Source organism: Methanothermobacter crinale (assembly GCF_055397825.1).
Map to the genome: position 1 here is coordinate 90513 of NZ_AP042450.1, position 24665 is coordinate 115177.

Here is a 24665-nt window from a genome sequence, read left to right on the forward strand (position 1 = left end):
TGATCAGGGTAAGGGATGCGATACTAGGAATAGAACCATACGTGCCTGGGAGATCAATAAAAGAAATAGCCAAAGAATACAACCTCAAAGAAAGCGAAATAGTGAAACTCGGATCTAATGAAAACCCCCTAGGACCCTCACCAAAAGCTGTTAAAGCAGTGAAACTTGAAACCAAGAACATGCACAGATACCCTGAATCAGGATTAGATGATCTTAAAAGGGCAATTGCAGACTATTCAGGAGCCTCCCCCAATCAGATAATAGTTGGGGGTGATGGTGCTGATGAGATAATAGACCTCCTTGGCAAAACTTTCATGGATCCTGGTTCAGAATTCATCGTCCCATTACCATCCTATATGTATTATGAGTATACTCTACGCCCATATGGTGCAAGGCCAGTCTATGCAAAATGGGATATGGAAGAAAACACCGTTGATACAGATTCTGTCATAGAATCTATAAATGATAGAACAAGGCTTATCTTCCTGTGCACTCCCAACAATCCTACTGGTGGCTTGATCAGCGAGGATAATATAATCAGAATACTGGAATCGACTTCTGCATTGGTTGTGGTGGATGAAGCCTATTTCGAATTTGCAGGTATCAGTAACATAAAACTCCTCGAAGATTATGAGAATCTGCTCATCCTAAGAACATTTTCAAAAGCCATGGGCCTTGCTGGTATGCGCATAGGTTATGGTATCTCAAATACTAGGATAATAGATTACATGCATCGTGTTAAGCCTGTTTTCAGCTTAACTAGGCTTTCACATGTGGCAGCCCTCGCAACATTATCTGATAAAGATTATATAAAAAAATCTGTTAATTTTTCAATTAAAAGCAGGGAATACCTCTATTCGAAACTTTTACAAGTGGATAAGATTAGAGTCCTTAAATCCTATGCAAATTATCTACTAATGGATGTACGTGAAACTGGCATGAACGCGGGCCAATTGACTGATGAACTGCTCAAGAGGGGTGTTATAGTTAGGGATTGCACATCTTTTAAGGGCTTGGATGAATATTGGATACGTGTGAGTGTGGGGACAATGAAAGAAGATGATAGGTTCATAGACGCCCTCAAGGAGATCATAGAGTGATTTTATGAAGATCGGAGATTATAGTATTTCTACAGTGGATTTTCCTGGCATGCCATCACTTGTAATATTCCTCGCTGGCTGCCCGTTCAGATGCCCATATTGCCATAACCCAGAACTCATAGACGGAGGAAAAAATGCACCACTCAAAGACATCTACAATAAAATACTTGAATCCAAGAATTTGGTTGATGCCCTTGTAATAAGTGGTGGAGAACCACTTCTCCAAATAGATGAACTAGAAAAGGTCTTAGAATTCGCTAAATCACAAAATCTTAAAACGAAACTGGACACCAACGGCTACCAGCCAGAATACATCAATAGGATAAAGGGGCTAGTAGATTATGTTGCACTTGACGTTAAAGCCCCATTTGAAAAATATGAGAAGATGTTCGGCTTTGATGGGGCTAGAGTCCAGGAGGCCATGAATATCCTATCAAAGTCAAATGTTTTCCTTGAATGCAGAACCACCTATGTCCCCGGACTTTTAAAACCAGAGGATATTATAAACATCGCCACCCAAATCCAATGCGACCTTTATGTGATACAACAGTTCAGGAACAGGATGGTGTTCGACCCCAAACTCAAAAATGTTAATCCACCATCACCCCCCATTCTAAGGGATATCGCGAAAAAAGCTAAAGAGTATTGTGAAAATGTGAAGATCAGAACACAAGAGTTTGGGGAAGAAGAAATATAAGCGAAGTTCTGCAATCTCATCATCTGAAAAATATAAATGACAGTGGAGGGGTAAATTGCCCATCCTATCATTCAGCAGCCGCCAAATCGACCTTATAACCGGTGAAAAGAACATGACCATACGTAAATTATGGAAGAAACCCCTAAAGGTAGGTGATAGGCTCTACTGTTACTGGAATCTCATATCAAAAGAGCGTCAAAAAGTTTTCGAAGCAGAAGTTACAAGTGTAGAGATCATAAAATTTAAAGATCTTATAAAAGATGATAAACTAGCCCAAGAAGACGGTTTCAAGGATGCTGACGAGCTTAAAAGAGAATTTGAGAGGATATATGGGGAACTTGATGATGAAACCAAATTTCAGATCATAAGATTCAAGAGGCTGCCAATCAATGAATGGGAAGGCGAAAAAATAGACCAAAAAGCCATGATAATCCAAAAAGCAGACATACTATTCGACCTTGGAAAATATAAAGAATCAAAAACATGCTATAATGCAGCCCTAAAATTAGATCCGGAAAACGTCTACATATTAAATAGGCTGGCAGACAACCTCACAAGACTTGGAAAGTTTCAAAAGGCAATAGAATACTATGACAAGGCACTAAGATTAGACCCAGAAAACGAATACATATGGAACAACAGAGCCATCACATTACTTAACGCAGGTGACATAAAAGAGGCGTTAAATTCTAATAATAGAGCCCTCATGATAAACCCAGAAGATACAACCATATTATACTGGCATGGAGTGATATTAGAGGTTACGGGTGAAACAGAGGAAGCGCTCAAATACTATGATAAGGCCATTGAAGCAGATGATAGAAATGTGGAGGCATGGAATGCAAGGGGCGATCTACTATCAGAACTAGGAAAAAAAGAAGACGCCATAAAATCCTATGAAAACGCATTAAAGTTTGCATTAGAAGACGATGAAAGCGCAACACTCTGGAATAGGAAGGGGAATGCATTATTCGAACTTGGGAGTTTTCAGGATGCCTTGGAATGCTATGAGAAAGCATTAGAGTTAGAACCAGAAAATGATATATTTTGGAGCAACCGTGGCGTAACATTACTCGAATTAAACCGCTTCGAAGAAGCCCTCGAGTCATTCAACAGAGCACTCACGATAAACCCAGAAAACGAAGACGCCAAAATACTTAAAGAAGAGTGCCTTGAAAACTTATAACCCCCTCCCACAGCCAGGAATTATAAGCTTTATACCCGATTCTGCAATCACCATCCCAAGATACTGCTTTTCCCAACCCAACTACTTCTCCACCTTCAAATCAAAACCTGTTGGTAATGGGATATCTTCTTCTTCAACTCTTATTTCAACCAATACCGGCTCATCCATCCTAAGAATATCGGGAAAAATACTATTTAACTTTTCTGGTTCTTCTATCCTAACAGCTTTTATATTATATGCTCTTGCCAACTTAACAAAGTCAGGGTTTTTAAGGCGGACTTGGTAGCTTTCGCCATACTCCATCTCCTGCCATTGCCTTACTATACCCAAACTAGAATTATTCAATACACATATTATAATGGGCAGTTTCCTCTCCATTATCGTCCCAAGTTCCTGCATGGTCATCTGGAAACCGCCATCACCTGTTATCAAAATTATCTTCTTCTCAGGTCTTGCCAGGCAGACTCCAATCGATGCTGGGAGCCCATAACCCATGGGCCCGAACGCCCCGGAATATATTAATGAGCGGCTTTCCAATACCCTCCTATAAAGTGTAACCCAAGTTGTATGGCTTCCAGCATCATTCACTATTATTGCATCAGGGGCCAATTCAAATATCCTAGGTATAACTTGGCTGGGTTTAAGAGGATAATCCTCCAAGAGTGGTGGAAGATCATATGCTGGGGGATTCACCATCGAATATTCTTCCAATTCTCTGATCCAAGTGGTGGGGGGAGCTAATCTAAATTTTATCCTCCTTATGAATTCTTTAACATCCATTTGGAGGTTAACATCACCTTTCAATGTTTCCCTGTCAATATTCACATGTACTATTGGCGAATCCCCAAATCCGGCCATGGTCCTCTCTGAAATCCTGCAACCTAATGCTATGATCAGGTCACAGTTTCTCCCAGCATAATTAGCCGTGGGAGTGCCCCTTGTACCTATCATTCCAAGGCATAGTGGATGATCCTCACCTATAACACCCCTTGCAGGGTATGTTGTCGCAATTGGTATATTATGGGTTTCTATAAGTTCTCTGAGATCATCGGCAGCTCGACCCCAGAGCACGCCAGCACCGGCAACTATGAGAGGCCTCTTAGAGGACTCTAATAAATTGATAGCCTTCTCCATATTAGTGTAATTCCTTGTGGGGGAATATTCCACCCCCTGTGATAGTATATCCTCCCTTATCTCTTCTTGGAATATGTCTTTATTTATATTAATGTGGATGGGGCCCATGGGCTCTATCCTAGAATAGAGTAGGGCTTTTTTCAATACTGATATGGTTTCTTCACCATTTTTTGGTTTGAAAGTGTATCTTGTGATTGGTTTGAACACCTTCTCTAATTCAATTTCTTGGAATACGTTTAATCCTATCTGGTCCCGTGGAATATCCCCTGTGATCACTATTAATGGTATGGAATCCTTGTAGGCTGTTGCAACACCCATAACAAGGTTCAAGGCGCCCGGGCCTCCTGTGGATATGCAGACACCGATTTTCCCGGATGCGCGCGCGTAACCATCTGCTGCATGGGCAGCCCCTTGTTCATGTCTTAAAAGTACATGTTCAATGCTCGAAGTCCTAATAGAATCATAGAGGGGTAATACATGTTCACCTGGATGACCGAAAACATATTTTATACCAGCGTCTTCTAATAATTTTACGATAGCATCAGAACATTTCATAGACAAAGTCTCCATAAGTTAACTTTAAAATATTATCTCAAACCAAAGATACATATAAGGTGAGATTTTATGACTGACCATCTAGATGCGCTCCTGCATGAGAAGAGAATATTCCACCCACCAGAAGAGCTTGTTAAAGAAAGCAATATTAGGAAATGGATGGATGAAAGGAATATAAAAAGTTACTCTGAACTGATTAAAAAATGTGAAGAAGACCCAGAATGGTTCTGGGATGAGTTAGCCCAGGAATTGGATTGGTTCGAACCCTACACTAAGATATTGGAATGGAACCCCCCCTATGCCAAGTGGTTTGCAGATGGTAAATTTAACATAGTCCATAACGCCCTTGACAGACACGTTAAGGGGTGGAGAAAAAACAAGATAGCCTACATATGGGAGGGAGAAGATGGTAAGCAGAGAAAATTAACATACTTCGACCTATACAGGGAAGTTAACCGCCTAGCAAATGCTCTGAAGAGACTAGGAGTCAAAAAAGGGGATAGAGTCAGCATTTATCTTCCAATGATACCAGAACTGCCCATTGCAATGCTAGCATGTGCAAAGATTGGGGCAATACACAGCGTAGTCTTCTCGGGATTCTGGGCCAAAGCATTCAAAGAAAGGGCAATAGATGCAGGCTCGAAAATAGTGATAACAGCAGACGGATTTCACCGGCGAGGAAAGATCATAAAACTTAAAGACACACTGGACACGGTTATAGATGAGATACCAACCATAGAGAAGGTTATAGTCGTGGAACACCTGAAAACAGAAGTGGATATGAAAGAGGGAAGAGACATCTACTGGGACGACCTCTTAAAAGGACAGGAAAAAGAATGCGAAACTGAAATACTAGGAGCCGAGGACACGCTATTCATACTCTATACTTCAGGGACTACAGGCAAACCAAAGGGCGTGGTACATACACATGGAGGATACGCTGTTGGAACCTACACGACCATGAAATTTGTCTTCGATATCCGAGACGATGACATTTACTGGTGCACAGCAGACATAGGATGGATAACAGGCCACAGTTATATTGTCTATGGGCCGCTGATAGCAGGGGCCACATCAATACTATACGATGGTGCTCCAGATTATCCAGACCCTGGAAGACTTTGGAAGATGATAGAAGATTACGGGGTTACAATATTCTACACAGCACCTACCCTAGTAAGGATGTTCATGAAATATGGTGAAAAATGGCCTCAAGATCATGATCTGAGCAGTTTAAGATTGCTAGGATCCGTGGGGGAGCCTATAAACCCAGAGGCGTGGATGTGGTATTATGAAAATATTGGTGGGAGAAGATGTCCCATAATGGATACTTGGTGGCAGACCGAGACAGGAATGCACCTTATAACGCCATTGCCCATAAACCCGTTGAAACCGGGCTCAGCATATAAGCCTTTCCCAACTATACAAGCTGATGTAGTAGATGATGATGGTAACAGTCTAAGGGGTGAAGGAGGCCACCTTGTCATTAAGACTCCATGGCCTGCAATGTTCAGAACACTCTACAAGGATGATAAACGCTATATTGAAACCTATTGGAGTAAATTCCCCAATATTTACCTTACTGGGGATGTTGGGAGGATAGACGAGGATGGCTACTTCTGGATACAGGGTAGGGAAGATGATATTTTGAATGTGGCAGGTCATAGGATAAGCACAGCTGAGGTTGAATCTGCGCTTGTAAGCCACCCTGTTGTGGTGGAGGCTGCTGTTGTTGGGAAACCAGATATACTCAAGGGGGAAGAGATAGCGGCTTTTGTAATATTAAAGGAGGATGTTGAACCAACCCAGCACCTTAAAGGAATGCTTAGGGAGCATGTACGTGAAGAGATAGGTCCGATAGCAACTCCAAGTTATATAGGGTTCGTGGATGATCTTCCCAAGACAAGATCCGGTAAGATAATGCGGCGGATAATAAAAGCAAAGCTTATAGGGGAAGATGTGGGTGATACAAGCACCCTAGCAAATCCGGAAGCTGTTGATAAATTGGAGAAGGCATTATAATGGTTCCTGATAGCTTCCATTGTATTCTCCGGATCCTTTGACCTTGAATACAATGGCCTGTGCTATTCTCTCCCCCTTTTTTATCTTATAGGGGAAGTCCCCGTAGTTATATAATAGGAATCTTAGTCTGCCCTGGAATCCTGGATCTCCAAGTGCTGTGTGCACTCCTATGAATGATCTTAGTAGTGTTGAACGGGGAAGGTATATCATAGCATAACCCTTTGGGATTTTTATTTTTTTGTCCACGGTTACTAGGTAGGCCTTTTTAGGTTTTAAATTAAAAATTGGAGGTTTTAACTTTCGGAGTTCTGGTAGTTTCTTCTCGTCATCTATGAGTGAGGCGGGTCCTGCTTGTTCAAATACTTCGTCTATGCGTAGATCTATACCTGCGGGTTGTATTAGGTCCTCAAATTCTGGGAAAATCCTTATGAGTTCTTTTTCTCCTAGCATTTTGTTTTTGCTCCCATTAGCCTATCCAGTATGCGTGGGTATAACCATGGTGTGGTTATATTGGTTCTTCCCAGAGTTTTTTAAGTTCTGGGTGTATTCCATTTATTATTCCAAGTTCTTTCATTGCCATGCCATATGTTTCATAGATTGATTTAAATTCCGGTCTTATCATACCCCTGAATGCATCATATCCCATTACTCTGCCATAATTTTCCGTTATGGACCATATTATACCATTGAGATCCTTTATGATGTCATCTGGCTTGTATTGGAATCTTTCTATATTGGATTTTATGGTGTTGAATTCTATGGCTGCATTTGCTTTAACTTCAACACCTTTGAGGATCTGTGGACATTTATTGTATGGTAATGATTTTTTCAACATTCCCCTGGCTGGTGCCACTCCCATTATTTTGCTGGCTCCAATTGACATTGCAAGTAGTATATTTTCATATATTTCAAGGGCTAATTCGATTTTTTCTTTTTCATTAATGGGTATTTTAACCTCCTTTTCCATGGTGGGGAATGAAATTGGCGGTTTTATTTCAGGTAAGCCTTTAACCTCCTCTTTTTCCCCGGGTAAGCTTCTGGGTTCTTCTGGGGTGGTTTCCTTTTTTATTTTGCTTGGAACTTCACTAACCTTTTCTATCTTGTGAAGTTTTTTCCTGTTTTTTTCTGATACGAGGATTACATGGCCAAGTTTGGCGCTTTTATCTGCTATTATCAGAAGGTGTATCTCTTCAATATCTAAGAGTATCATGTTGTTTTTTTGGAATTCTAGGATTATTGTCTTGCAGCGGCCTTGCCCTGTTCTTTTAAGCAACTTCTGTGATGATTCGTTTATAACTCTCGCCATGGATTCTATTTTCGTTTTGTCGACCTTTTCTGGTGTTATCTTGTCATATAGGATGCTCTGATCATCCATTACTATTATTCCATTGAATCCATTTATTTTCTTGAAATCTTGGTAGATTTCATCGAAGATGTGCATTTCGAAAACCTCTTATTGAGTGTTTACAAGTTCGCAGTATGTTATCCATGCAGCGTCTGTTCTCCCTGGGGGGTAACATGTTATGAGCATTAGTTTTGCTTTTCCTGTTTGTGCGAATCTTATGGGATTTTCTTTGTAGTCCCACCTTATATCTTCGCCATTGGATATTACTTTGTATGTGTATTTTTTGGAGTTTATGAAGTCCTCTATTATTACTATGTCACCTGGCTTTAAGTTTCCTATTAATTGGAACGGCCCTGAATATCTTGTTCTATGTCCTAGCAGGCCGCAGTCTCCGGGTTCTCCAGGCATTACACTTTCAGGGTAATGGTAAACAGAATCATAAGCATTAACTGTGTCCTCTCTTATCCATGCTTCTAAGCCAATGCTGGGTATTATCAATTTTCCTATGATAGTATGCTCCATATTAGTGTGGATTTCGGGGTTTAGAAGCTCCCTTGGAGCTTTCTTGTATTCTTCGAGGTGGCGTTGTGAATTCTTTACTTTTTCATAATCTTGGCATCCTTTTATTATGATTAGAGATGAGATCATTATACAAATAATGATTATAATTATCGAATATATTTTATATCTTCTCATTTTTCACCTTTTAATAAATTGTTTGATATTTTCTCCTATCATAGACTTGTAATAGACGACTTTATCTGTTTTATCCGTCCAAGCTGTTACCTTAGCGATTATACCAGTATCTGCAATCTCTAATATGATGAGACTGGGTTCTGGTTCTGGTAAGATACCATCTATTTTTTTGATTGTCTCTTTTATTTTCTCTTCAAATTCTTTTATATCAACCTCCAAGGGTATGTTCACTTTAAAGTCTATCCTACGTTTATGAGATGCAGTATAATTAACATATGGGTTCTTGGAAAATGAGGAATTTGGTATTGTTATAATCTTATTGTCAGGGGTGCAGATTCTCGTTGTCCTAAAGCCCATCTTTGTAACAGTACCTTTCTGGTTGGAAACTTCGATAACGTCACCAACCTTGAAACTCTTATCCGCGAGTATGAAAAGTCCTGATATGAAATTTGCTAACGTGTCCCTAGCAGCAAAGCCCACTGCAACACCTACAATACCTATACTCAGAATTAGTCCAGTGAGATCGATCCCAAACCATTTCAAGATTATGGCTGCCGCTAATATGTATAAGGTGTATTTTATTATATCATTCAATACTTGTATTAATGTTAAATCTAACTCCCACCTTTCCGCGCTTTTATAAAGTAAACGTGAAATCCACCTTGTTATAATAAATGTAAGAGACAGTGCCGCTCCTATAACGATTAAAGCTTCAATTATCATGTTTAGTTGCATATTTTCTCACCTCTACAGACATGAGATCATGGGCTACTATACTATCTTTAAATATTTCCCTAGCCGCCATTTCAATAATATCTGAACGTTTGTAACGGGTGCTCAAGTGTGTTAAAATCAAATTCTTCACATTAGATTTTTTAGCAATCTCAGCGGCTTCAGAAGCCGTGGAATGCCCGGTTTCCATGGCCTTATCCTCTTTACCCGCCTCAAATGTGGCTTCATGGATGAGTATATGGGAGTCTCTAGCCAATTTTACAAGGTTCTGGGATGGTCTTGTGTCACCTGAATATGTTATCTTAATACCCTTGCGCGGTTTTCCAAGAACTTCTTCTGGTTTTATGATCTTGTCACCTAAACGTACCGGGATGCCCCTATGGAGTTTCCCAAAGGCTGGTCCAGGTTTTAAACCTAACTTTATAGCTTTATCCCTTAAAAATCTAGGTTTTTTCTTTTCCTCGAAACAATATGATAAATTAGGTACTGTGTGCTCTGTCTCGGCACAACTTATAATATATTCTTCTGTTTCCATGATTTTACCAGGGCCTATCTCATGCACATAAATGTCGAAATTCATTGAAAAATATCCAAGTTTCATCGCCGCCTCAAGCATCTCTTTAAGGCCCGGGGGGCCGAATAAGTGTAGAGGTTCTTCTCTTTCCCTAAATGCCATTGTCTGGATCATCCCTGGCAAGCCTAAGAGATGGTCTCCATGTAAATGAGTTATGAATATTTTTTTTATTTTCATGGGGCTTACCTTTGCCTTTGCCATCTGCCGTTGGGTTCCTTCTCCACAGTCGAATAGGAACACTTCACCGAATGCCTTTAAAGCTATTGCGCTATGGTTCCTTTTCTTGGAGGGTATTGCTGCTGATGTTCCAAGGAATATTAGTTCCATTTTTATCACGCCATCCCCCTTTTGTAAAAGGTTTATAGTTCCATTGTTAATATATCATAAAGGAGGGTGAGTAGTTTGATTGATATGATGAGGAAATTAATAAAAGAGGATGTGGGCTTTGAGGATATAACAACTAACGCACTTATAGCGGCTGGTCTGGAAGCTGAAGCAGAGATCGTCTCCAGGGATAAGGGTATAATAGCCGGTGTTGAGGTTGCTGAGATTACATGTGATGATTTTAACTTGGACTTTAAGCCATATAAACTAGACGGTGATAAGATAAGAGAGAATGAAGCCATACTATCAATAAAAGGAAGTGCAAGGCATATCCTCTTAATTGAAAGAACCCTCCTTAATCTGATGATGAGGATGAGCGGTATAGCCACTACCACATACAAGCTAGTGCAGAAAGCGCGAAGATACAATCCTAATGTTATAATTGCTGGAACTCGTAAGACAACACCTGGCTTGCAATGGTGGGAGAAACAAGCCATCCGTATTGGTGGTGGTGACACTCACCGTTTCAGACTCGACGATTGTGCCATGATAAAAGATAATCATGTTTCCCTCATCGGAGACTTGGAGGAGGCTATCAAGAAAGTTAGATCTTATATAAGTTTCACAAAGAAGATAGAAGTAGAAGTTGAGTCTGTTGAGGATGCTATCCTAGCTGCGAGGTGTGGTGCTGATATAATACTCCTTGATAATATGGGACCATCACTTATCAAGGATGTTATCAAGGCCCTTGAAAGGGAGAACCTAAGGGATAATGTTATCCTCGAGGCCTCCGGTGGCATAAAACCTGATAATATCGGTGAATATGCAGCTACCGGGGTTGATGCAATATCATTGGGTTTTATCACGCATTCAACGCCTGTAATAGATTTAAGCCTGGAAATAAGCAAAATTTAGCCTCTTTTAATCCTAGTTAAAATTGTCTTTAATATTTTTCAACATATGATTTTACTCCACCCAAAAAATTCGAGCTTTTTTCAATTATCCAAATATTTATATAGAGGGCACTCTAACTATAAAATGGAAGGGAGGTAAATTATTATGGTTCAGGAAAGTGAGAAGGAAGAACTACCATTTGCAAAGGCTGAGGTTGTAAGACTTATGAAGCAATATCTCGACAGCGACAAGATGATAAGGGAGAGGGTCAAGGTCGAGATGAACAAATTCCTAGGTGAAATACTAGCGAAGATTTGCAAGGAATTAAATAAGTATCCCTATGCGACAGTGGAATATGACATGTTCAAAGAATGCATATACCCTTATAAGAACATAGAAAGGATAAACAAGGAAAAAGAGAGGATAATAAAGCATTTAGAGGCTATAAAAGCAGACTGTGATTCTCTAGTCTTAGACGTTGAACGTACAATGAAATTAAGAGAGGAATAACAGGGTTATCTCTCGATTGTTATAAAGCCCGTTTTAAGTTTTTTGATTTCTCTACTGGTCAACTTGCGCTTTGAAGCCCTTGGATGGTCTATGAAGCTCTGCCCCATAGGATCCTCCACTATAACCTTAACCTTTTTCTCACCATTCCTAACCTTTTCAAGATCCTCTAGTAACTCGAGAGACCTTTGCTGGGCCTTTTCATCCTCAAATAGTTCTAAAGCCATTTCAATAGCTGTTTGGAATCTATCAATAACCCCTTCAATATTTGAAATATAAGCTGTTGATCTTGACCCCGGCTCAACCTTTAAGCCAAGTTCTGGTATCCTTATAGTGGCTGATTGTGATTTAACCACCCTCGCATTTAGGGTTTCAGGTTCTACCCATAAAGAGTATCTCATGGGGTCTCCATGGTCTAAACAGAGAACGTCGCTGTAGCGGTATCCGCATTCATGGCATATGAGTGTGGATTCCATGATCTCCCCAAAGTAGGGTATATTCTCTAGGTGGGTGGTGATTTCCAATGATTTCCGGGCATGACATACTGGACAATCAATTTTCATGGTTGATCATCCTCTCCTTTGTATAGTAGTCCTTTTTTGTCAAGTTCTTGGATTATCTTACTAAGACTTTCTTTGTCTGGTGCGCATATTGTATGTGAGTGTATATTATTCGATAATCTGTAGAGTCTTTCAAGATCCCTTTTTCGTTTAGGATTGCTTTGAAGCCTGTCAAGGAACCTTTGAGCCTCCCTGGGATCATATACATTCACTTCCCTTTTAAGAGGCTCTGAAAATCCTGGTATATAATAGGAGACGTCTACTATACGTCCACCACATTTTCTAATCACTATATCTATCATTTCACTTAGTTTATCTACTGGATGCTTTAATGTTATCAGTTTGCAGTGTTCTCTTATAAATGACAGCATCCTTTTTATTGTACAGTTTACACTTTCATTGTCAATCACTGGTACATTATGTTCCTTCGCTTCATTCACTAGATGATCATGTATGATCCTGTTTTCCTTGAAATATTCAAGATGTTTACCGCCTCTTTTGATTTCCATCGCCCTTTTGACGAATCTTTCTTTGTGGAGTTCTTCATCCGCTGATAATATGAAAAAGTGTATTGAAGCTTCATCTTTGAATTTGGCTATGTCTATAAGGCCTGGGATTAAATGTACTCCCTCTATGACTAGGTCATCCGCATCGTCGATGGCCCTCTTTATGACCTTTTCGATGGCGGGTATGACAAAGGAAGCGTGTTCTTCAAAGCCCGCGCTTACTAGTGCTGTATAATCCTCAAATCTTTCTTTCTCTCTCAAGGCGGTGTAAGCATCAAATGATGATCTGTGGAGTACGGGAGCATAATCCGGTCCAATGATCCCCCTCACAACTTCCCGGATAAAATCGGTTTCTATAAGATGTTTTATACCCAATTCACTGGCTATGGCTGCGGCTATTGTGGATTTACCTATGCCGGAGGCGCTTCCTATCAATATTACATATGGTTTCCTCAATACCCCTACTCTCCAAAGGCCAAGTATTTTAGATGTTCCTGCGCATCTTTCCAGCCTAAAGTGAGATCCAAATTCATGTTAGTAGATCTTTCACCCTCTCTGCGCTTCTTTTCATCTCAAGCCTTATTAATCCAAGGTTTATATCAACATCTGTTATAACTGCAAGTATGCCTTCACCAGCATCAATCATCAATGTTTTACCCCTACTACCTTCTATTGTCACCTGTTCAAGCGGTTCTTGTTGGATTTCCTCAGCTGACCTCTCAGCCGTACCGAATACTGCTGACGCCATTGCAGCTACAAGTTCAGCATCTATACCGGATGGGACTTCACTCTCTATTATGAGACCATCCTTTCCGACAACCAAAGACCCGTTAACACCATTAATCCTACCCAGATCCTTAAGCACCCTTTCAATCATTTCAACCATATTATCTATCCCCTAGATTTATATATTTATCAACTTATTATATTAGGTAAGTACACATAACTAATTAAAGTTTCTATTATCCTCAAACATAAAATGTTAAGGAGTGATTCTTTGTACATTTTATCTTCTGTAAAAGAACTTCAAAAACTCAACCCATTCATTGTAATAGGCTGCGGTGGTGGAGGAGAAAAATTCGCAAACTTCGAAGGAGTGGAAACGGTAGGATTCGTAGATGACGACCCATCAAAGCATGGAAAAAAATTCTGCGGCTCCATAGTATCATCAAACCTCCTCGAGCTCCTCAAGAAGACACCTGCAAAGAGCGTCGCCATAATGTTACCTATTGGAGCCGAAGGAACTGCACTAAAATATGCAGTCCAAGCAATAAACGAAGGCAAAAATGTTGTAACCTCATTCAGATCACTGCCACTAGCCGAAAATCAGTCACTAGTAAAATTCGCCCAGGAAAAAAACGTCTCAATCCTAGAAATAAGTCCTCGTTTGGATAACGTCCGAAAAGTCATGGGAGTGGCCCCACCACACTGTACGGAAATCCTGCCAAAAATAAATTACAAACACAAAACCCCAGTAGTGTACATAGGGGGGACTTCACAAGAATGTGGCAAGAGAACCACCACAAGGATGTTAGGCATCGAAGCCAAAAACAGAGGCTTGAAACCCGCGGTAATATCCACTGATGAGATGGGATTAGAGGCGCCAATCGATATTAACTTCAGGGCAGGCAGCTTATCTGTAATGGACGTCGCAGCAGCCCTAATGGGCACAATAAAATACATGGAAGAAAAAAAGGATCCTGATATAATATTCATCGAAAGCCAAGCTAGTTTAACAGAAAGAAAAAACCCCCATCCAAGGGGCTTATCAGCCGCAATCCTAGTAGGGTCGATGCCAGATGCATGCATAGTATGTCACAGGCCCAAACACCCCTACAGGCACCCTAGGGGCATAAAAGAGGAAATAAGGGCAATAGAGGCTATTGAACCCACGAAAGTTGTGGGTATTTCCCTAAATCTGAGAAACATAAATGATTATATAAAAGAAAAGTTAATAAGGAAATATGAAAACCAATATAACCTTCCAGTCGCTGATGTGAAAATGGGGGGCTCCTCTAAATTATTAGATGCCATCATAGATTATATAGGAGAGATATAAATTGCGAGATGTTATAAATTTCCTAAAGGAAACCATGGGCTTGGACGAGGAGGAAGAAAAAGAAGAAACCGAGACAATCATAGTACCAGAACATTCCTTCTATGAGATAATATTAATGAAAGCAAAAAACCTCGAAGACATCGATGACGTCATAGTCCAGATAACAGAAGAAAAAAACCCAGTAATACTAGATTTAAGCCGCTTAAAAACAGAATCCCTAGAAGATTTCAAAATGGCCGGGGAAAAACTAAAAAACCTTAAAGAAACAGAGAAGGCAGAAGCCATACTATTATGTAAAAACGAAAAGGAGATCATAATCATCACACCCCCAGAGATAAAACTTATCAAAAAAGAATAAACCCCAAGAGGGGAGTGATAAATGGAATTACCAATCACAAGACCATCATACGTCTCCTATGGTGACGAAGTAGATTTCGATAAATTCTTAGAAAAACTTGCCAGAAAAAGACATAACGGATTTATCAGAATCACACACGCTTCAAGCGAAGGCCACATACTGCTCAAAAACGGCACCCCAGTCGCAGCCTCATACGACAGATACATGAAATCAGAAGCCATGAAAAAAATCCTAGAAATCGTCGACAAAATAGACACACTCATAGAATTATTCGAAGTAAGAGGATCCCAAATAGACTACTTAATAGATATAAACAAGGTATACAAACTCGAGCCCACACCCCCCAAAAAACTTGAAGAAATTCCTGAAGCCGCCAAACCAACAGAAAAAACACCAACAAAACCAGAAGAAACCCCTGAAATCACCAAAGAAACAGAAAAAGAAGAACACACAAAAATAACACCAACAAAACCAGAAGAAACCCCTGAAATCACCAAAGAAACAGAAAAAGAAGAACACACAAAAATAACACCAACAAAACCAGAAGAAACCCCTGAAATCACCAAAGAAACAGAAAAAGAAGAACACACAAAAATAACACCAACAAAACCAGAAGAAACCCCTGAAATCACCAAAGAAACAGAAAAAGAAGAACACACAAAAATAACACCAACAAAACCAGAAGAAACCCCTGAAATCACCAAAGAAACAGAAAAAGAAGAACACACAAAAATAACACCAACAAAACCAGAAGAAACCCCTGAAATCACCAAAGAAACAGAAAAAGAAGAACACACAAAAAGGCCTCTGAACAGAGAAGAAGTAATGAAAAAGTATGGATTGGCAGACGTTGATGAAGAAGAGGTTGAAAGAGTCCTTGAAACCTATAAAGGCGGCGCCATGACCACAATAGATACAGAGAAAGTAGAATTGACCTTGATGAACAAAATAAAAAAATCAATAATAGGTATCCCCAATATAAAAAATGTTGAAGTCATGGTCTTCCTTGAAAACGTGCCCGAACTTGAAGGGGATATAAAAGTACTTATCGAACGCGAAAGCAAAGGATTATTATCCCGTCTAATAGGTGGAGTGATGAAAGAAGAAGAACTAAAAGAACACATTTATGATATAATTGAAATGGAGATAAAAAAGACATTCAGAGGTTATCCTGAAATCATAGAAAAGTTTAGTGTGAATATCGAAATCCATTAGGACCGAACTTTGGAGGCATAAAATGACAAGAGTCATAACAATAGCTTCTGGCAAAGGAGGGGTTGGAAAAACAATAGTATCAGCCAACCTAGGAGTTGCACTCGCAAGTTACGGCGAAAGAGTAATTGTACTAGATGCAGATATCGCAATGGCCAATTTGGAGCTCGTACTAGGAATGGAAGGCAAATCCGTCACTTTACATGATGTGCTTGCAGGTAAAGCCTCAATAGAGGAAGCTATCTATGATGGTCCAGAGGGCGTGAAGATAGTCCCTGCCGGCATATCATTAGAAGGGCTCCGAAGTGTGAAACTAGAACGTTTGGAGGAAGTATTATCCCAGCTACTTGAAGATACTGACATCCTATTAATTGATGCCCCGGCTGGCCTTGAAAAGGATGCCATAACAGCACTTGCTGCTGCTGAAGAACTTTTGCTCGTCACAACTCCAGAGATCCCGTCCATAAGTGATGTTCTCAAGACAAAAATAATTGCAGATAAGCTAGACGTTAAAATAATAGGTGTTGTGGTGAATAGGGAGCAACATGATAAAACCTTCTTAACCATTGATGAGATCGAAACCATACTAGAGGTCCCAGTAATAGCTGTTATACCCGAAGACCCCGAGGTTAGTAGGTCAGCAGCATTTGGAGAGCCCATAGTTATAAAGAATCCTAAATCGCCGGCAAGCAATGCTATCATGAAATTGGCCGCTGATCTTTTAGGTAAAGAGTTCCATCCAATTGAACCGGATAAGAGGGGGATTATTGCAAAATTAATAGCGGGTTTAACAGGGCGCAGATAAACTTCTCCCATTTGGGGGACTCCTTTTGGATATTGTAAGTGTGGGAACCGCTAATATAGATTTCATCCTAAAGGTTCCATCTTTTGTAGAACCTGATACTGAAATGAACATTGAAAAGTTACATATTTCACCTGGCGGATCTGCCCTTAATTTTGCAGTCCATGCCACCAGAAATGGCTTGAAAACTGGCATAATAGCGAAGCTTGGTTTGGACTATTTTGGGGATATAATCTATAATAGACTCAAGGATGAAGGAGTTGACATAAGGGGTGTTTCAAGGACCGATGAAGATACTGGGATGGCATTCATAAGTGTGGATAGGACTGGTAGAAGATCCATCTATTCATTTATAGGCGCGAACAAGAAGCTTAAAATCGGAAAAAAGGAGATAGATTATATCTCAGAGGTTGATCTCATCCACCTTGGGGGTACGTACCTTGAAATAGCATTTCCAACAGCTGAACATGCAAATATTCTCTCGTTTGCACCTGGAGCTCTTCTGGCAGCTTATGGCGTGTCCACATTGAGACCAATACTCCAGAATGTGGATGTTCTTTTTCTCAATGAGCATGAACTTAAACTTTTAACCGGTAAATCTCTCGAGGAGGGTGTTAATTTTCTAATAGATGAAGGAGTCCCATTGATAGTGATAACAAGGGGGAGTAAAGGTGCTGAACTTTATACAAAAAGAGGCGTGGTTAAATATAAGGTTAGGGAAGTTAAGGCTGTGGACACGACTGGTGCAGGTGACGCTTTTGCCGCAGGTTTTATAGCATCATGGGTCCAAGGTGAAAGTTTAAACTCGTGCCTTAAAAGAGCGCATGAATGTGCTTCGAAAAATCTTAAAAGATTAGGTGCGATATAACTCATCAGAAAAAAGATAATAGCATGAAATGTTAATCTATATTTTAAAGAACTTTTCAGCGTTCTTTGAGGATACTCTAAGCATTTCTAGATCACTAAATCCTTCAAGACACATTTTATGAACTGTTTTCGGCACTGATAATGGATCTGATGGTGCGGAGCTCATGTCACTGTTTAAAATGAATTTATCTACACCATATTCTCTCATGATCATAACTGCCTCAAATGGTGTCATCTTACCTGGTTGTATGGTGAGTCCGAGCATTGATTCCTGGTCGATGACTTCTTTGATTATCTCAGTATTCACGTGATCTATTAGCAGCTTTGAGGTGTCAATATTATCCTCTAGGATTTGAAGGAGAATCCTTGTTATTTTCTTTTTGTTTTTGCGGGGGGTGTGTATTATTACAGGGATTTTCAATTCATCAGCTAATTGTAATTGTTCTTTTAAAACTTTTATCTCTAATTGGGTTCCCTCTTCAATTCCGATTTCTCCTATGGCCACGACCCTTTTATCTTCTAGAATTTGTGGCAGATCCTTTATCACTTTGTTGTAGTCTCTGGGTATGCTTCTTGGGTGTATTCCCGCCGCTACATATAATTTGATTCCGTTTTCTTTCGCGCGTTGGGCGTCAACTTCTAGTAGGCGTTGTATGTGTTCAAGGGTGACTGCTGAAACCTTCATTGGTAGGGGGTCGTGGGCACATGTTATGGTTTTGTTTATCCCTGCTATCGCCATTTTCTCGAAATCTTCATATGGGCGCGTGTCTGCGTGTATGTGGGCGTCTATCATCCTATTCTCACCTGTTAATCTTGGATTTCATAAAAGCGTGAAAGGTCCTGGAATTTCATCCGCCTTTTCAGAAGGTCTTCCAGTGCTCTTGTAAGGTCTTTTATTGATATTCTGATCTGTTTTGTGTCGTTCCTATTTCTTAAGGTGACTTTATGGTCTTTGAGTGATTGGTGATCAACTGTCACCGCAAATGGCACTCCTATTTCATCTATACGAGCGTATCTTCTCCCTATTGTACCTGATGTGTCAAATTCTGCGATGAAACCATTGTTTCTAAGATCCTCTTTTATCTTTAGTGCTAATTGGACAAGTTTTTCCTTGTTTACTAAGGGTAGGACTGCAACTTCCACCGGTGCTATATCAGCTGGGAAATTAAAATAGGTTCTATCATCCTCTTTTTTATATGAGTGGAGTAAGAGTGAATATATTATCCTGTCAATGCCAAAGGATGGTTCTATCACATGTGGGAATATTTTTTCACCTTTTATGGTTTCTTCAATTTCTTCAAATTCAAGATCTTCCTCTAATAGAGTGTATGTTTTATCTAATTCAAGTTTGAATTGGCCCTTTTCTTCAAGTTCTTTTTTGACGATTTTCGGATCCAGGTCTTCTAGGGCTTTTATGATCTTTGCAGCTTCTTTTTTAAATTTTGGGCCGATTTTATCCATCTTGGCTTTAACTGTCTCTTTTTTTACTATCTTAGGTTTTTTGTATTCTATGAAGACTTTGAGGTCTTCTTTGCTGTGTTCACTGTGAGATTTGAGGTCGTAGTCTGTCCTGTCTGCTATGCCTATTATTTCGATCCATCCGTATCTGTTGGTTTTTATTTCAACGTCCCAACAATCTATGGCGTAATGGGCCATTTCTGTTGGGAGATGCTGACGGAATCTTATGACATCTTCTGGTATTCCTATATCGACTAGGAATTTTTTCGCTAACCATAAATGGTAGGTTAGGAGTTCACTTGATATTATGCCTTTTTCAGCGGCTTTTCCTGCAGTTATTGTTATGGGTTTTTTGCCTTTTTCTTGGTTTTCTGCTGGGTAGAGTTTTAGTTTTTCTGATTTTATTGTGTGGAATCTCGGGTGCGTTTTCTCTTTGGGGTTTACGAATATTTCCGCTTCTGCTTGTGTGAATTCTCTGAGTCTTATGACGCCTTGGCGGGGTGATATTTCGTTTCGGTAAGCTTTTCCGAGTTGGACGACACCGAAGGGTAATTTGTTCCTGAAGAATCTTAAAAGTCTTTTGAATGGTGTGAATATGCCCTGGGCTGTTTCGGGTCTGAGATATCCTATTTTTTTACCCTTCGCCCCGATTAGCGTCTGGAACATGAGATTGTAACTCCAAACATGTGTGAGGTGTCCGCCACAGCGTGGACATCTTATCTTCCTGTTAGAGATTATTTCTGTGAGTTTCTGGTTCTCCAAACCTTCAACGTCCATGCCAGTGGCTTCTTCAATTATGTGATCTGCTCTGTATACTTCTTTGCATTCTTTGCATTGGGTCATTGGATCATTGAAGTGATCCACGTGGCCTGAAGCCTTAAAAACTTCTTCTGGCATTACTGTGGGTGATTCCATCTCATAGAATCCTTCTTTTATGATGTAGTATTCTCGCCATTTGTTCATGATCTTGTTCTTTAATAGGGCCCCTAGTGGACCGTAATCTACGAATCCAGCCACTCCTGAGTAGATTTCAAAGGATGACCATAGGAATCCGCGTTTTCTCGCGATCTTCATCACTTCCTCGTGGCTCATTATTATCCCTCTTATTCTTTTTTTGTTCTGAGTTTTCTGAGTTCATAGTCTTCTTTTATCTTGCTTGTTTCTGGTTTGAGTTGGCCCATATATTTACTTTCTCTTTCGGGGTGTCCGTAGGGTTTTTCTGCTGGTGATGTCATTGTCTCAAATACGATCTGACATACTCTCTGTTTTGGGTAAAGTGCTACTGGCATTTTACCAATATTTGAGATTTCGAGTGTGATCCTGCCATGGAATCCGGGGTCTATGTATCCTGCTGTGACGTGCATGGTGATCCCGAGCCTTCCGATGGATGATCTTCCTTCTACTCTTGCGACGAGGTTGTCTGGTAATCCTATATATTCGTATGTTGTGGCTAGGGCAAATTCTCCTGGGTGTATTATGAAGGATTTTCCATCTTCTATGTGGTATGTTTCCATGTAGGATTCTATGTCCCCTGGTTCTTGGGGGTCTATGCACGGTTTTCTTATGATTTTGAATCCCTTGAATTCGTTTCCCATCCTAAGATCCACCGATGATGGTTGTATTTGTCTCTCAGGATCCTCTAGTGGGTCTATGACTATAAGGCCCTTTTTTAGGTACTTTTTTATGTCATGGTCGCTTAGGATTGCCATGTTATGTGTCTCCTTTTTCATCATCTTTTAATTTTATGATCGACGGGTCTTCTATGATGTTAGGTATGCCGCAGCTGTTGCCCACTCCTACAATGAGTATGTTTCCATCCTCTGTCCTTTCTATGCTGGATTTAACCCTTTCAAGGGCCGTTTCACATCCTTTGAGGATTTTTTTATTCATCTGGGTTATCGCTTCCTCTGGGCTCATTTTAATCACTATTGAATCTATTTCGATATCGGCTTTGAGTATTTTGTCCTCGATGAACCATTTTTCGACGCCGGTGCCCCCGATGACTATACCAACACCCTCTGCAACTTTACCTGTTTCTTCACCTTCCATTTTAACGGCTGCATCTATCATTATAATCTTTTGGATGTTGAATCTGTCTATTAGTGTGTTCACGGCCTTTGCAATTTTACCCAGTCTTGCTCCTGGCCCTTCTGGTCTGAGTATGATGAGTTTTCTGCTATTGCATTCTCTTTTTGCGTAGATCATCTCATCTATTGATTCTATTTTGTCATCCTTTTTGAGTAGCATGGCTGTTGTGAGCGGACCTGCTCCGTCACCCACTGGAAGGCCCTTGGAGAATGCCTTAGCGCCTTTAAATTGGGCTTTGAATATTCTCATGATGAGTGGCATGTTCATTTGTAGGGCTATGAGTATTTGGAGGTTTCCTGTTTTCTTTGCGAGTTCTAGGTTGTGTCTTATCATCTTATATACACTATTGAGTCCTATGGCAACTTTGAGGGTCATTATTATATTTGCTTTTGTTTCCCTGCTGGCCTCTGGGGCTATCGTGTTGGCCATGTTTTTGAATCTGGATTCGCTCAACTCCAGTATTTTATTGAATTTTTGGACTATACCATTAGGGTCTAGGTCTGTTGGGGGTATTACGAAGAAATCTAGGAATTCATTAACCTTTTCCCGAGTCTTTTTGTCCTTTTCTTTGGAGAATTTGATTATTATGTCTCTTGATTCTTGCACCATGTTCTCCATTTCGATTAGGGCCTTTTGTAGTGTTGAGAATATGCGGATTCTCATTACTATTGGTATGAATATGATAAGGATTATGAAGAATATTATACTGAAAATGTCCCAGTTTCCTAGTCCAGGAATCAGTGTAAAAACCTCCCTTAGATTTTATTTTTTATCCTTCTGAGCATGCCCTTTAGAGTGTGGGCTTCTCTTCCTGTGATGAAAGCTCTGCCTATGAGGTTTTTGAAGGCTCTTAGGGCTACTCTCCTTTTATGGTCTGGTAATCCAAGTGAAGATATTATATCCTCCATATCAGATACTAATAGCCTTTTTTCAAGTCCTGAAGCTTCTTCAATCCCCTTGGGGTTATAGTCCCTTTTTTTGAATATTTCGTAGAATATTATTGCAGCTGCGTGTGAAACGTTCATTATAGGATATTCTTGGCTTGTGGGTATGCTTACGATAATGTCACATTCTTCTATTTCCTCGTTTGTGAGGCCATTTCCTTCTCTGCCGAATAGTATGGCTATTTTAACCTTTGGATTTAGCGCCTTTGCAAATTGTTCTGGTCTGAGGGGTATTCTTGCTATTTTGTAGCTTCCGCCGGGTACTCCTGTTGTGCCAACGATGAAGTCTGGTGAAAGTTTCTTCAGCATCTCCTGGAGGGATTTGAATGTTATTGAATTTTCTAGGATGTCTGTTGCGTGCATTGCATGTAGGTATGCTTCATCGTCTAATTTGCATGGGTTTATGAGGACTAGTTTCTTTAATCCGAAGTTTTTCATTGCCCGGGCTATGAAGCCGATGTTTCCTGGGGTTTCGGGTTCGACAAAGACCACGTGGATGTTATCTTCAAGTTGTTTTATCTTTTCTTCTTCCATTTTTCATTTATATGCCAAGTCTAATAATTCCAGTATGTTCATGACTTTGATGTTTTCTATTCCTTCTCGTTCGAGGGAGTCTTTTATATGTAATTGGCAGAATGGGCATATTGTTATTACTGCGTCTACGCCTAGTTTTTTTATCATCTCGGCTTTCTTTTTCCCTAGACTGTATGCTAGGTCTGGTTTCCCAGATTTCACACCGCCTCCTGAGCCGCAGCACCTGTCTGGTTTCTCCATTTCAACGAATTCTAATCCTTTTATCTTTTTGAGTATTTTTCTTGGTTCTAGTCGTATTCCTTGGCCCCTTGCAAGGTGGCATGGGTCGTGGTATGTTACGCGCATGTTTACTGGTTTCATGTCCTCTGTGTTGAGGTTTTCTGCCAGTAGTTCGCTTATGTCTAGGACGTTTAATTTTAGACCGTATTTTGGGTAGTCGTTTTTGAGTGTGGAACCGCAGCCTGCGCAGACTGTTATGATAGCTTCGTATCCTTGTAGTGCCTTTTTGTTCTGGGCTACGAGTTTTTTTGCTATGTCGGTTTGTCCTGTGCGTATCATGGGGGAGCCACAGCATACTTGGTTTGGTGGTACGTCGATTTCTATTCCATGTCTTTTCAGGACTCTGAGTAGTGCTAGTCCCACTTCTGGGATCCTGTAGTCTACTAGGCATCCTGTGAAGAATCCTAATCTTGGATTTTCAGCCTCCAAATCTAGGGATTCTATGAATCCTTCCTTTATGTGTTCAACTGATCTTCCTGTCTCTTCTATGAGTTTTTTAACCTTCTTGTGGGCTTCTAATGGTCCGATATCCTGTTTACATGCCAGCGCTCTTAGTTTTTCGATGGCGTCTCCTGGTATGCTTAGTTGTTTTGGGCAGATTTCTTCGCATTTTGCACAGGTTGTGCAACAATATAATCCTTCTTTAAATCCTTCTCTGGCCCTGTCTGCCTTGTCTCGGGGGTCGAATGCGAACTTTGACAGGTAGTTCATGAAATATGGCCCTGCGAATTCTGAGCTTTCTTTGATAACTGGACAAGCAGCTATACATGAAAAGCACTCGATACAACTTCTAAGTTTCTTTGAATCCATATAATCTTCTGGTTTTATCTTTTGAAGGCCTTCACCAGTTGATTCCAAGTATAATCTCATCTGTCGTGCTTTTTCTTCTATCTCGCTCCTGTCGACTATAAGATCCTTTATTACTGGGAAGTCTAATGGTTCTATCAGTGCCCCTTCCTTTATTTCTGCTTTACATGCTAATACTACTTCGCCGTCCATTTTAACCGCGCAGGACCCGCATTGTCCGGCCCTGCACGAGCTTCTGAAGGCAATGTTAGCCCCGTATCTATCATTGATTAGGTTGAGAGCGTCGATTATTTTCATCTTCTCTTTAAATGGAATCTTATACTCTTCAATGTATGGTTTATCGTTCTTTTCCGGGTCGGACCTTAATATTTTAACTTTTATCATATTCTTTTTATCTCCAAAATTTTATGGGGGAAATTATAAAA

General features: G+C 40.2%; 26 protein-coding genes. 11 read left to right on the forward strand and 15 right to left on the reverse strand.

Going from position 1 to position 24665, the window contains the following annotated elements:
- Positions 1 to 2 precede the first annotated feature (2 nt).
- The 3 genes from hisC to ACZ5XX_RS00795 are packed head-to-tail and all read left to right on the forward strand — an operon-like array spanning position 3 to position 2983.
- Positions 3 to 1100, forward strand: a complete 1098-nt coding sequence (gene hisC / locus ACZ5XX_RS00785) for a histidinol-phosphate transaminase (RefSeq protein ID WP_464586096.1) — start codon at positions 3 to 5, stop codon at positions 1098 to 1100.
- Positions 1101 to 1104: 4 nt separating this feature from the next.
- The gene (locus ACZ5XX_RS00790; protein ID WP_464584651.1) at positions 1105 to 1797 is read left to right on the forward strand and encodes an anaerobic ribonucleoside-triphosphate reductase activating protein; all 693 of its coding nucleotides are present in this window, start codon (positions 1105 to 1107) and stop codon (positions 1795 to 1797) included.
- A 55-nt stretch (positions 1798 to 1852) separates the two neighbouring features.
- Entirely contained in the window at positions 1853 to 2983 is a 1131-nt protein-coding gene (locus tag ACZ5XX_RS00795; protein WP_464584653.1) for a tetratricopeptide repeat protein, read from the forward strand.
- An 81-nt stretch (positions 2984 to 3064) separates the two neighbouring features.
- Here the strand turns inward: ACZ5XX_RS00795 and ACZ5XX_RS00800 are convergent, their stop codons facing one another.
- Entirely contained in the window at positions 3065 to 4672 is a 1608-nt protein-coding gene (locus ACZ5XX_RS00800) for a thiamine pyrophosphate-binding protein (protein WP_464584655.1), read from the reverse strand.
- Between the two features lie 69 nt (positions 4673 to 4741).
- On the opposite strand from ACZ5XX_RS00800, the gene acs reads away from it, so the two are divergent.
- Positions 4742 to 6694, forward strand: coding sequence for an acetate--CoA ligase (acs, locus tag ACZ5XX_RS00805; RefSeq protein ID WP_464584657.1), 1953 nt, complete (start codon positions 4742 to 4744; stop codon positions 6692 to 6694).
- Here the strand turns inward: acs and ACZ5XX_RS00810 are convergent.
- The 5 genes from ACZ5XX_RS00810 to rnz are packed head-to-tail and all read right to left on the reverse strand — an operon-like array spanning position 6689 to position 10368.
- Entirely contained in the window at positions 6689 to 7144 is a 456-nt protein-coding gene (locus tag ACZ5XX_RS00810) for a dCTP deaminase (protein ID WP_464584659.1), read from the reverse strand. The two genes, acs and ACZ5XX_RS00810, sit on opposite strands and share 6 nt — an antisense overlap.
- 55 nt (positions 7145 to 7199) lie before the next feature.
- Positions 7200 to 8135, reverse strand: a complete 936-nt coding sequence (locus tag ACZ5XX_RS00815; protein ID WP_464584661.1) for a roadblock/LC7 domain-containing protein — start codon at positions 8133 to 8135, stop codon at positions 7200 to 7202.
- 12 nt (positions 8136 to 8147) lie between these two features.
- Positions 8148 to 8687 carry a class E sortase gene (locus ACZ5XX_RS00820; protein ID WP_464584663.1) on the reverse strand — a complete coding sequence of 180 codons (540 nt, stop codon included), beginning with the start codon at positions 8685 to 8687 and terminating at the stop codon, positions 8148 to 8150.
- 51 nt (positions 8688 to 8738) lie between these two features.
- Complete coding sequence (locus ACZ5XX_RS00825; protein WP_464584665.1) at positions 8739 to 9470, reverse strand: mechanosensitive ion channel family protein; 732 nt, start codon at positions 9468 to 9470, stop codon at positions 8739 to 8741.
- Positions 9448 to 10368, reverse strand: a complete 921-nt coding sequence (gene rnz / locus ACZ5XX_RS00830) for a ribonuclease Z (protein ID WP_464586098.1) — start codon at positions 10366 to 10368, stop codon at positions 9448 to 9450. Before rnz ends, ACZ5XX_RS00825 begins: the two co-directional genes overlap by 23 nt.
- 84 nt (positions 10369 to 10452) lie before the next feature.
- On the opposite strand from rnz, the gene nadC reads away from it, so the two are divergent.
- Positions 10453 to 11280, forward strand: coding sequence for a carboxylating nicotinate-nucleotide diphosphorylase (nadC, locus tag ACZ5XX_RS00835; protein ID WP_464586100.1), 828 nt, complete (start codon positions 10453 to 10455; stop codon positions 11278 to 11280).
- Positions 11281 to 11424: 144 nt separating this feature from the next.
- Positions 11425 to 11769, forward strand: coding sequence for a hypothetical protein (locus ACZ5XX_RS00840; protein ID WP_464584667.1), 345 nt, complete (start codon positions 11425 to 11427; stop codon positions 11767 to 11769).
- Positions 11770 to 11774: 5 nt separating this feature from the next.
- On the opposite strand, the gene ACZ5XX_RS00845 is transcribed toward ACZ5XX_RS00840, so the two are convergent.
- The 3 genes from ACZ5XX_RS00845 to ACZ5XX_RS00855 form a co-directional block, all read right to left on the reverse strand.
- Positions 11775 to 12329: a ZPR1 zinc finger domain-containing protein gene (locus ACZ5XX_RS00845; RefSeq protein WP_464584669.1), complete on the reverse strand. Its 555-nt coding sequence runs from the start codon at positions 12327 to 12329 to the stop codon at positions 11775 to 11777.
- Positions 12326 to 13288, reverse strand: a complete 963-nt coding sequence (locus tag ACZ5XX_RS00850; RefSeq protein ID WP_464584671.1) for a 3H domain-containing protein — start codon at positions 13286 to 13288, stop codon at positions 12326 to 12328. Before ACZ5XX_RS00850 ends, ACZ5XX_RS00845 begins: the two co-directional genes overlap by 4 nt.
- Before the next feature lie 73 nt (positions 13289 to 13361).
- Positions 13362 to 13709, reverse strand: coding sequence for a roadblock/LC7 domain-containing protein (locus tag ACZ5XX_RS00855; RefSeq protein ID WP_248565308.1), 348 nt, complete (start codon positions 13707 to 13709; stop codon positions 13362 to 13364).
- A gap of 120 nt (positions 13710 to 13829) precedes the next feature.
- On the opposite strand from ACZ5XX_RS00855, the gene ACZ5XX_RS00860 reads away from it, so the two are divergent.
- The 5 genes from ACZ5XX_RS00860 to ACZ5XX_RS00880 are packed head-to-tail and all read left to right on the forward strand — an operon-like array spanning position 13830 to position 18131.
- Positions 13830 to 14891: a DUF1611 domain-containing protein gene (locus ACZ5XX_RS00860; protein WP_464584673.1), complete on the forward strand. Its 1062-nt coding sequence runs from the start codon at positions 13830 to 13832 to the stop codon at positions 14889 to 14891.
- Position 14892: 1 nt separating this feature from the next.
- Positions 14893 to 15249, forward strand: coding sequence for a cell division protein SepF (gene sepF, locus ACZ5XX_RS00865; RefSeq protein ID WP_464584675.1), 357 nt, complete (start codon positions 14893 to 14895; stop codon positions 15247 to 15249).
- A gap of 21 nt (positions 15250 to 15270) precedes the next feature.
- Complete coding sequence (locus ACZ5XX_RS00870) at positions 15271 to 16464, forward strand: DUF2226 domain-containing protein (RefSeq protein WP_464584677.1); 1194 nt, start codon at positions 15271 to 15273, stop codon at positions 16462 to 16464.
- A 22-nt stretch (positions 16465 to 16486) separates the two neighbouring features.
- On the forward strand, positions 16487 to 17266 hold the full coding sequence (gene minD / locus ACZ5XX_RS00875; protein WP_464584679.1) for a cell division ATPase MinD: 780 nt from the start codon (positions 16487 to 16489) through the stop codon (positions 17264 to 17266).
- A gap of 25 nt (positions 17267 to 17291) precedes the next feature.
- Complete coding sequence (locus ACZ5XX_RS00880; protein WP_464584681.1) at positions 17292 to 18131, forward strand: carbohydrate kinase family protein; 840 nt, start codon at positions 17292 to 17294, stop codon at positions 18129 to 18131.
- A 36-nt stretch (positions 18132 to 18167) separates the two neighbouring features.
- Here the strand turns inward: ACZ5XX_RS00880 and ACZ5XX_RS00885 are convergent, their stop codons facing one another.
- The 6 genes from ACZ5XX_RS00885 to tfrB form a co-directional block, all read right to left on the reverse strand.
- The gene (locus tag ACZ5XX_RS00885) at positions 18168 to 18923 is read right to left on the reverse strand and encodes a TatD family hydrolase (RefSeq protein ID WP_464584683.1); all 756 of its coding nucleotides are present in this window, start codon (positions 18921 to 18923) and stop codon (positions 18168 to 18170) included.
- Positions 18924 to 18937: 14 nt separating this feature from the next.
- The gene (gene glyS, locus ACZ5XX_RS00890) at positions 18938 to 20680 is read right to left on the reverse strand and encodes a glycine--tRNA ligase (protein ID WP_464584685.1); all 1743 of its coding nucleotides are present in this window, start codon (positions 20678 to 20680) and stop codon (positions 18938 to 18940) included.
- Between the two features lie 11 nt (positions 20681 to 20691).
- The gene (dcd, locus tag ACZ5XX_RS00895) at positions 20692 to 21297 is read right to left on the reverse strand and encodes a dCTP deaminase (RefSeq protein WP_464586103.1); all 606 of its coding nucleotides are present in this window, start codon (positions 21295 to 21297) and stop codon (positions 20692 to 20694) included.
- A 1-nt stretch (position 21298) separates the two neighbouring features.
- Positions 21299 to 22339, reverse strand: coding sequence for a DUF1512 family protein (locus ACZ5XX_RS00900; protein ID WP_464584687.1), 1041 nt, complete (start codon positions 22337 to 22339; stop codon positions 21299 to 21301).
- Positions 22340 to 22431: 92 nt separating this feature from the next.
- The gene (locus ACZ5XX_RS00905; protein WP_464584689.1) at positions 22432 to 23154 is read right to left on the reverse strand and encodes a TrmJ/YjtD family RNA methyltransferase; all 723 of its coding nucleotides are present in this window, start codon (positions 23152 to 23154) and stop codon (positions 22432 to 22434) included.
- Positions 23155 to 23157: 3 nt separating this feature from the next.
- Positions 23158 to 24624, reverse strand: coding sequence for a fumarate reductase (CoM/CoB) subunit TfrB (tfrB, locus tag ACZ5XX_RS00910; RefSeq protein WP_464584691.1), 1467 nt, complete (start codon positions 24622 to 24624; stop codon positions 23158 to 23160).
- Positions 24625 to 24665 lie beyond the last annotated feature (41 nt).

Excerpts from the sequence above, each read along its gene's own strand:
- ACZ5XX_RS00790 (WP_464584651.1), top strand. The coding sequence starts at position 1,105 with ATGAAGATCGGAGATTATAGTATTTCTACAGTGGATTTTCCTGGCATG.
- ACZ5XX_RS00800 (WP_464584655.1), bottom strand. The coding sequence starts at position 4,672 with ATGAAATGTTCTGATGCTATCGTAAAATTATTAGAAGACGCTGGTATA.
- acs (WP_464584657.1), top strand. The coding sequence starts at position 4,742 with ATGACTGACCATCTAGATGCGCTCCTGCATGAGAAGAGAATATTCCAC.
- ACZ5XX_RS00810 (WP_464584659.1), bottom strand. The coding sequence starts at position 7,144 with ATGCTAGGAGAAAAAGAACTCATAAGGATTTTCCCAGAATTTGAGGAC.
- ACZ5XX_RS00815 (WP_464584661.1), bottom strand. The coding sequence starts at position 8,135 with ATGCACATCTTCGATGAAATCTACCAAGATTTCAAGAAAATAAATGGA.
- ACZ5XX_RS00820 (WP_464584663.1), bottom strand. The coding sequence starts at position 8,687 with ATGATCTCATCTCTAATCATAATAAAAGGATGCCAAGATTATGAAAAA.
- ACZ5XX_RS00825 (WP_464584665.1), bottom strand. The coding sequence starts at position 9,470 with ATGCAACTAAACATGATAATTGAAGCTTTAATCGTTATAGGAGCGGCA.
- rnz (WP_464586098.1), bottom strand. The coding sequence starts at position 10,368 with ATGGAACTAATATTCCTTGGAACATCAGCAGCAATACCCTCCAAGAAA.
- nadC (WP_464586100.1), top strand. The coding sequence starts at position 10,453 with ATGATGAGGAAATTAATAAAAGAGGATGTGGGCTTTGAGGATATAACA.
- ACZ5XX_RS00840 (WP_464584667.1), top strand. The coding sequence starts at position 11,425 with ATGGTTCAGGAAAGTGAGAAGGAAGAACTACCATTTGCAAAGGCTGAG.
- ACZ5XX_RS00845 (WP_464584669.1), bottom strand. The coding sequence starts at position 12,329 with ATGAAAATTGATTGTCCAGTATGTCATGCCCGGAAATCATTGGAAATC.
- ACZ5XX_RS00855 (WP_248565308.1), bottom strand. The coding sequence starts at position 13,709 with ATGATTGAAAGGGTGCTTAAGGATCTGGGTAGGATTAATGGTGTTAAC.
- ACZ5XX_RS00870 (WP_464584677.1), top strand. The coding sequence starts at position 15,271 with ATGGAATTACCAATCACAAGACCATCATACGTCTCCTATGGTGACGAA.
- minD (WP_464584679.1), top strand. The coding sequence starts at position 16,487 with ATGACAAGAGTCATAACAATAGCTTCTGGCAAAGGAGGGGTTGGAAAA.
- ACZ5XX_RS00885 (WP_464584683.1), bottom strand. The coding sequence starts at position 18,923 with ATGATAGACGCCCACATACACGCAGACACGCGCCCATATGAAGATTTC.
- glyS (WP_464584685.1), bottom strand. The coding sequence starts at position 20,680 with ATGAGCCACGAGGAAGTGATGAAGATCGCGAGAAAACGCGGATTCCTA.
- dcd (WP_464586103.1), bottom strand. The coding sequence starts at position 21,297 with ATGGCAATCCTAAGCGACCATGACATAAAAAAGTACCTAAAAAAGGGC.
- ACZ5XX_RS00900 (WP_464584687.1), bottom strand. The coding sequence starts at position 22,339 with ATGAGAATCCGCATATTCTCAACACTACAAAAGGCCCTAATCGAAATG.
- ACZ5XX_RS00905 (WP_464584689.1), bottom strand. The coding sequence starts at position 23,154 with ATGGAAGAAGAAAAGATAAAACAACTTGAAGATAACATCCACGTGGTC.
- tfrB (WP_464584691.1), bottom strand. The coding sequence starts at position 24,624 with ATGATAAAAGTTAAAATATTAAGGTCCGACCCGGAAAAGAACGATAAA.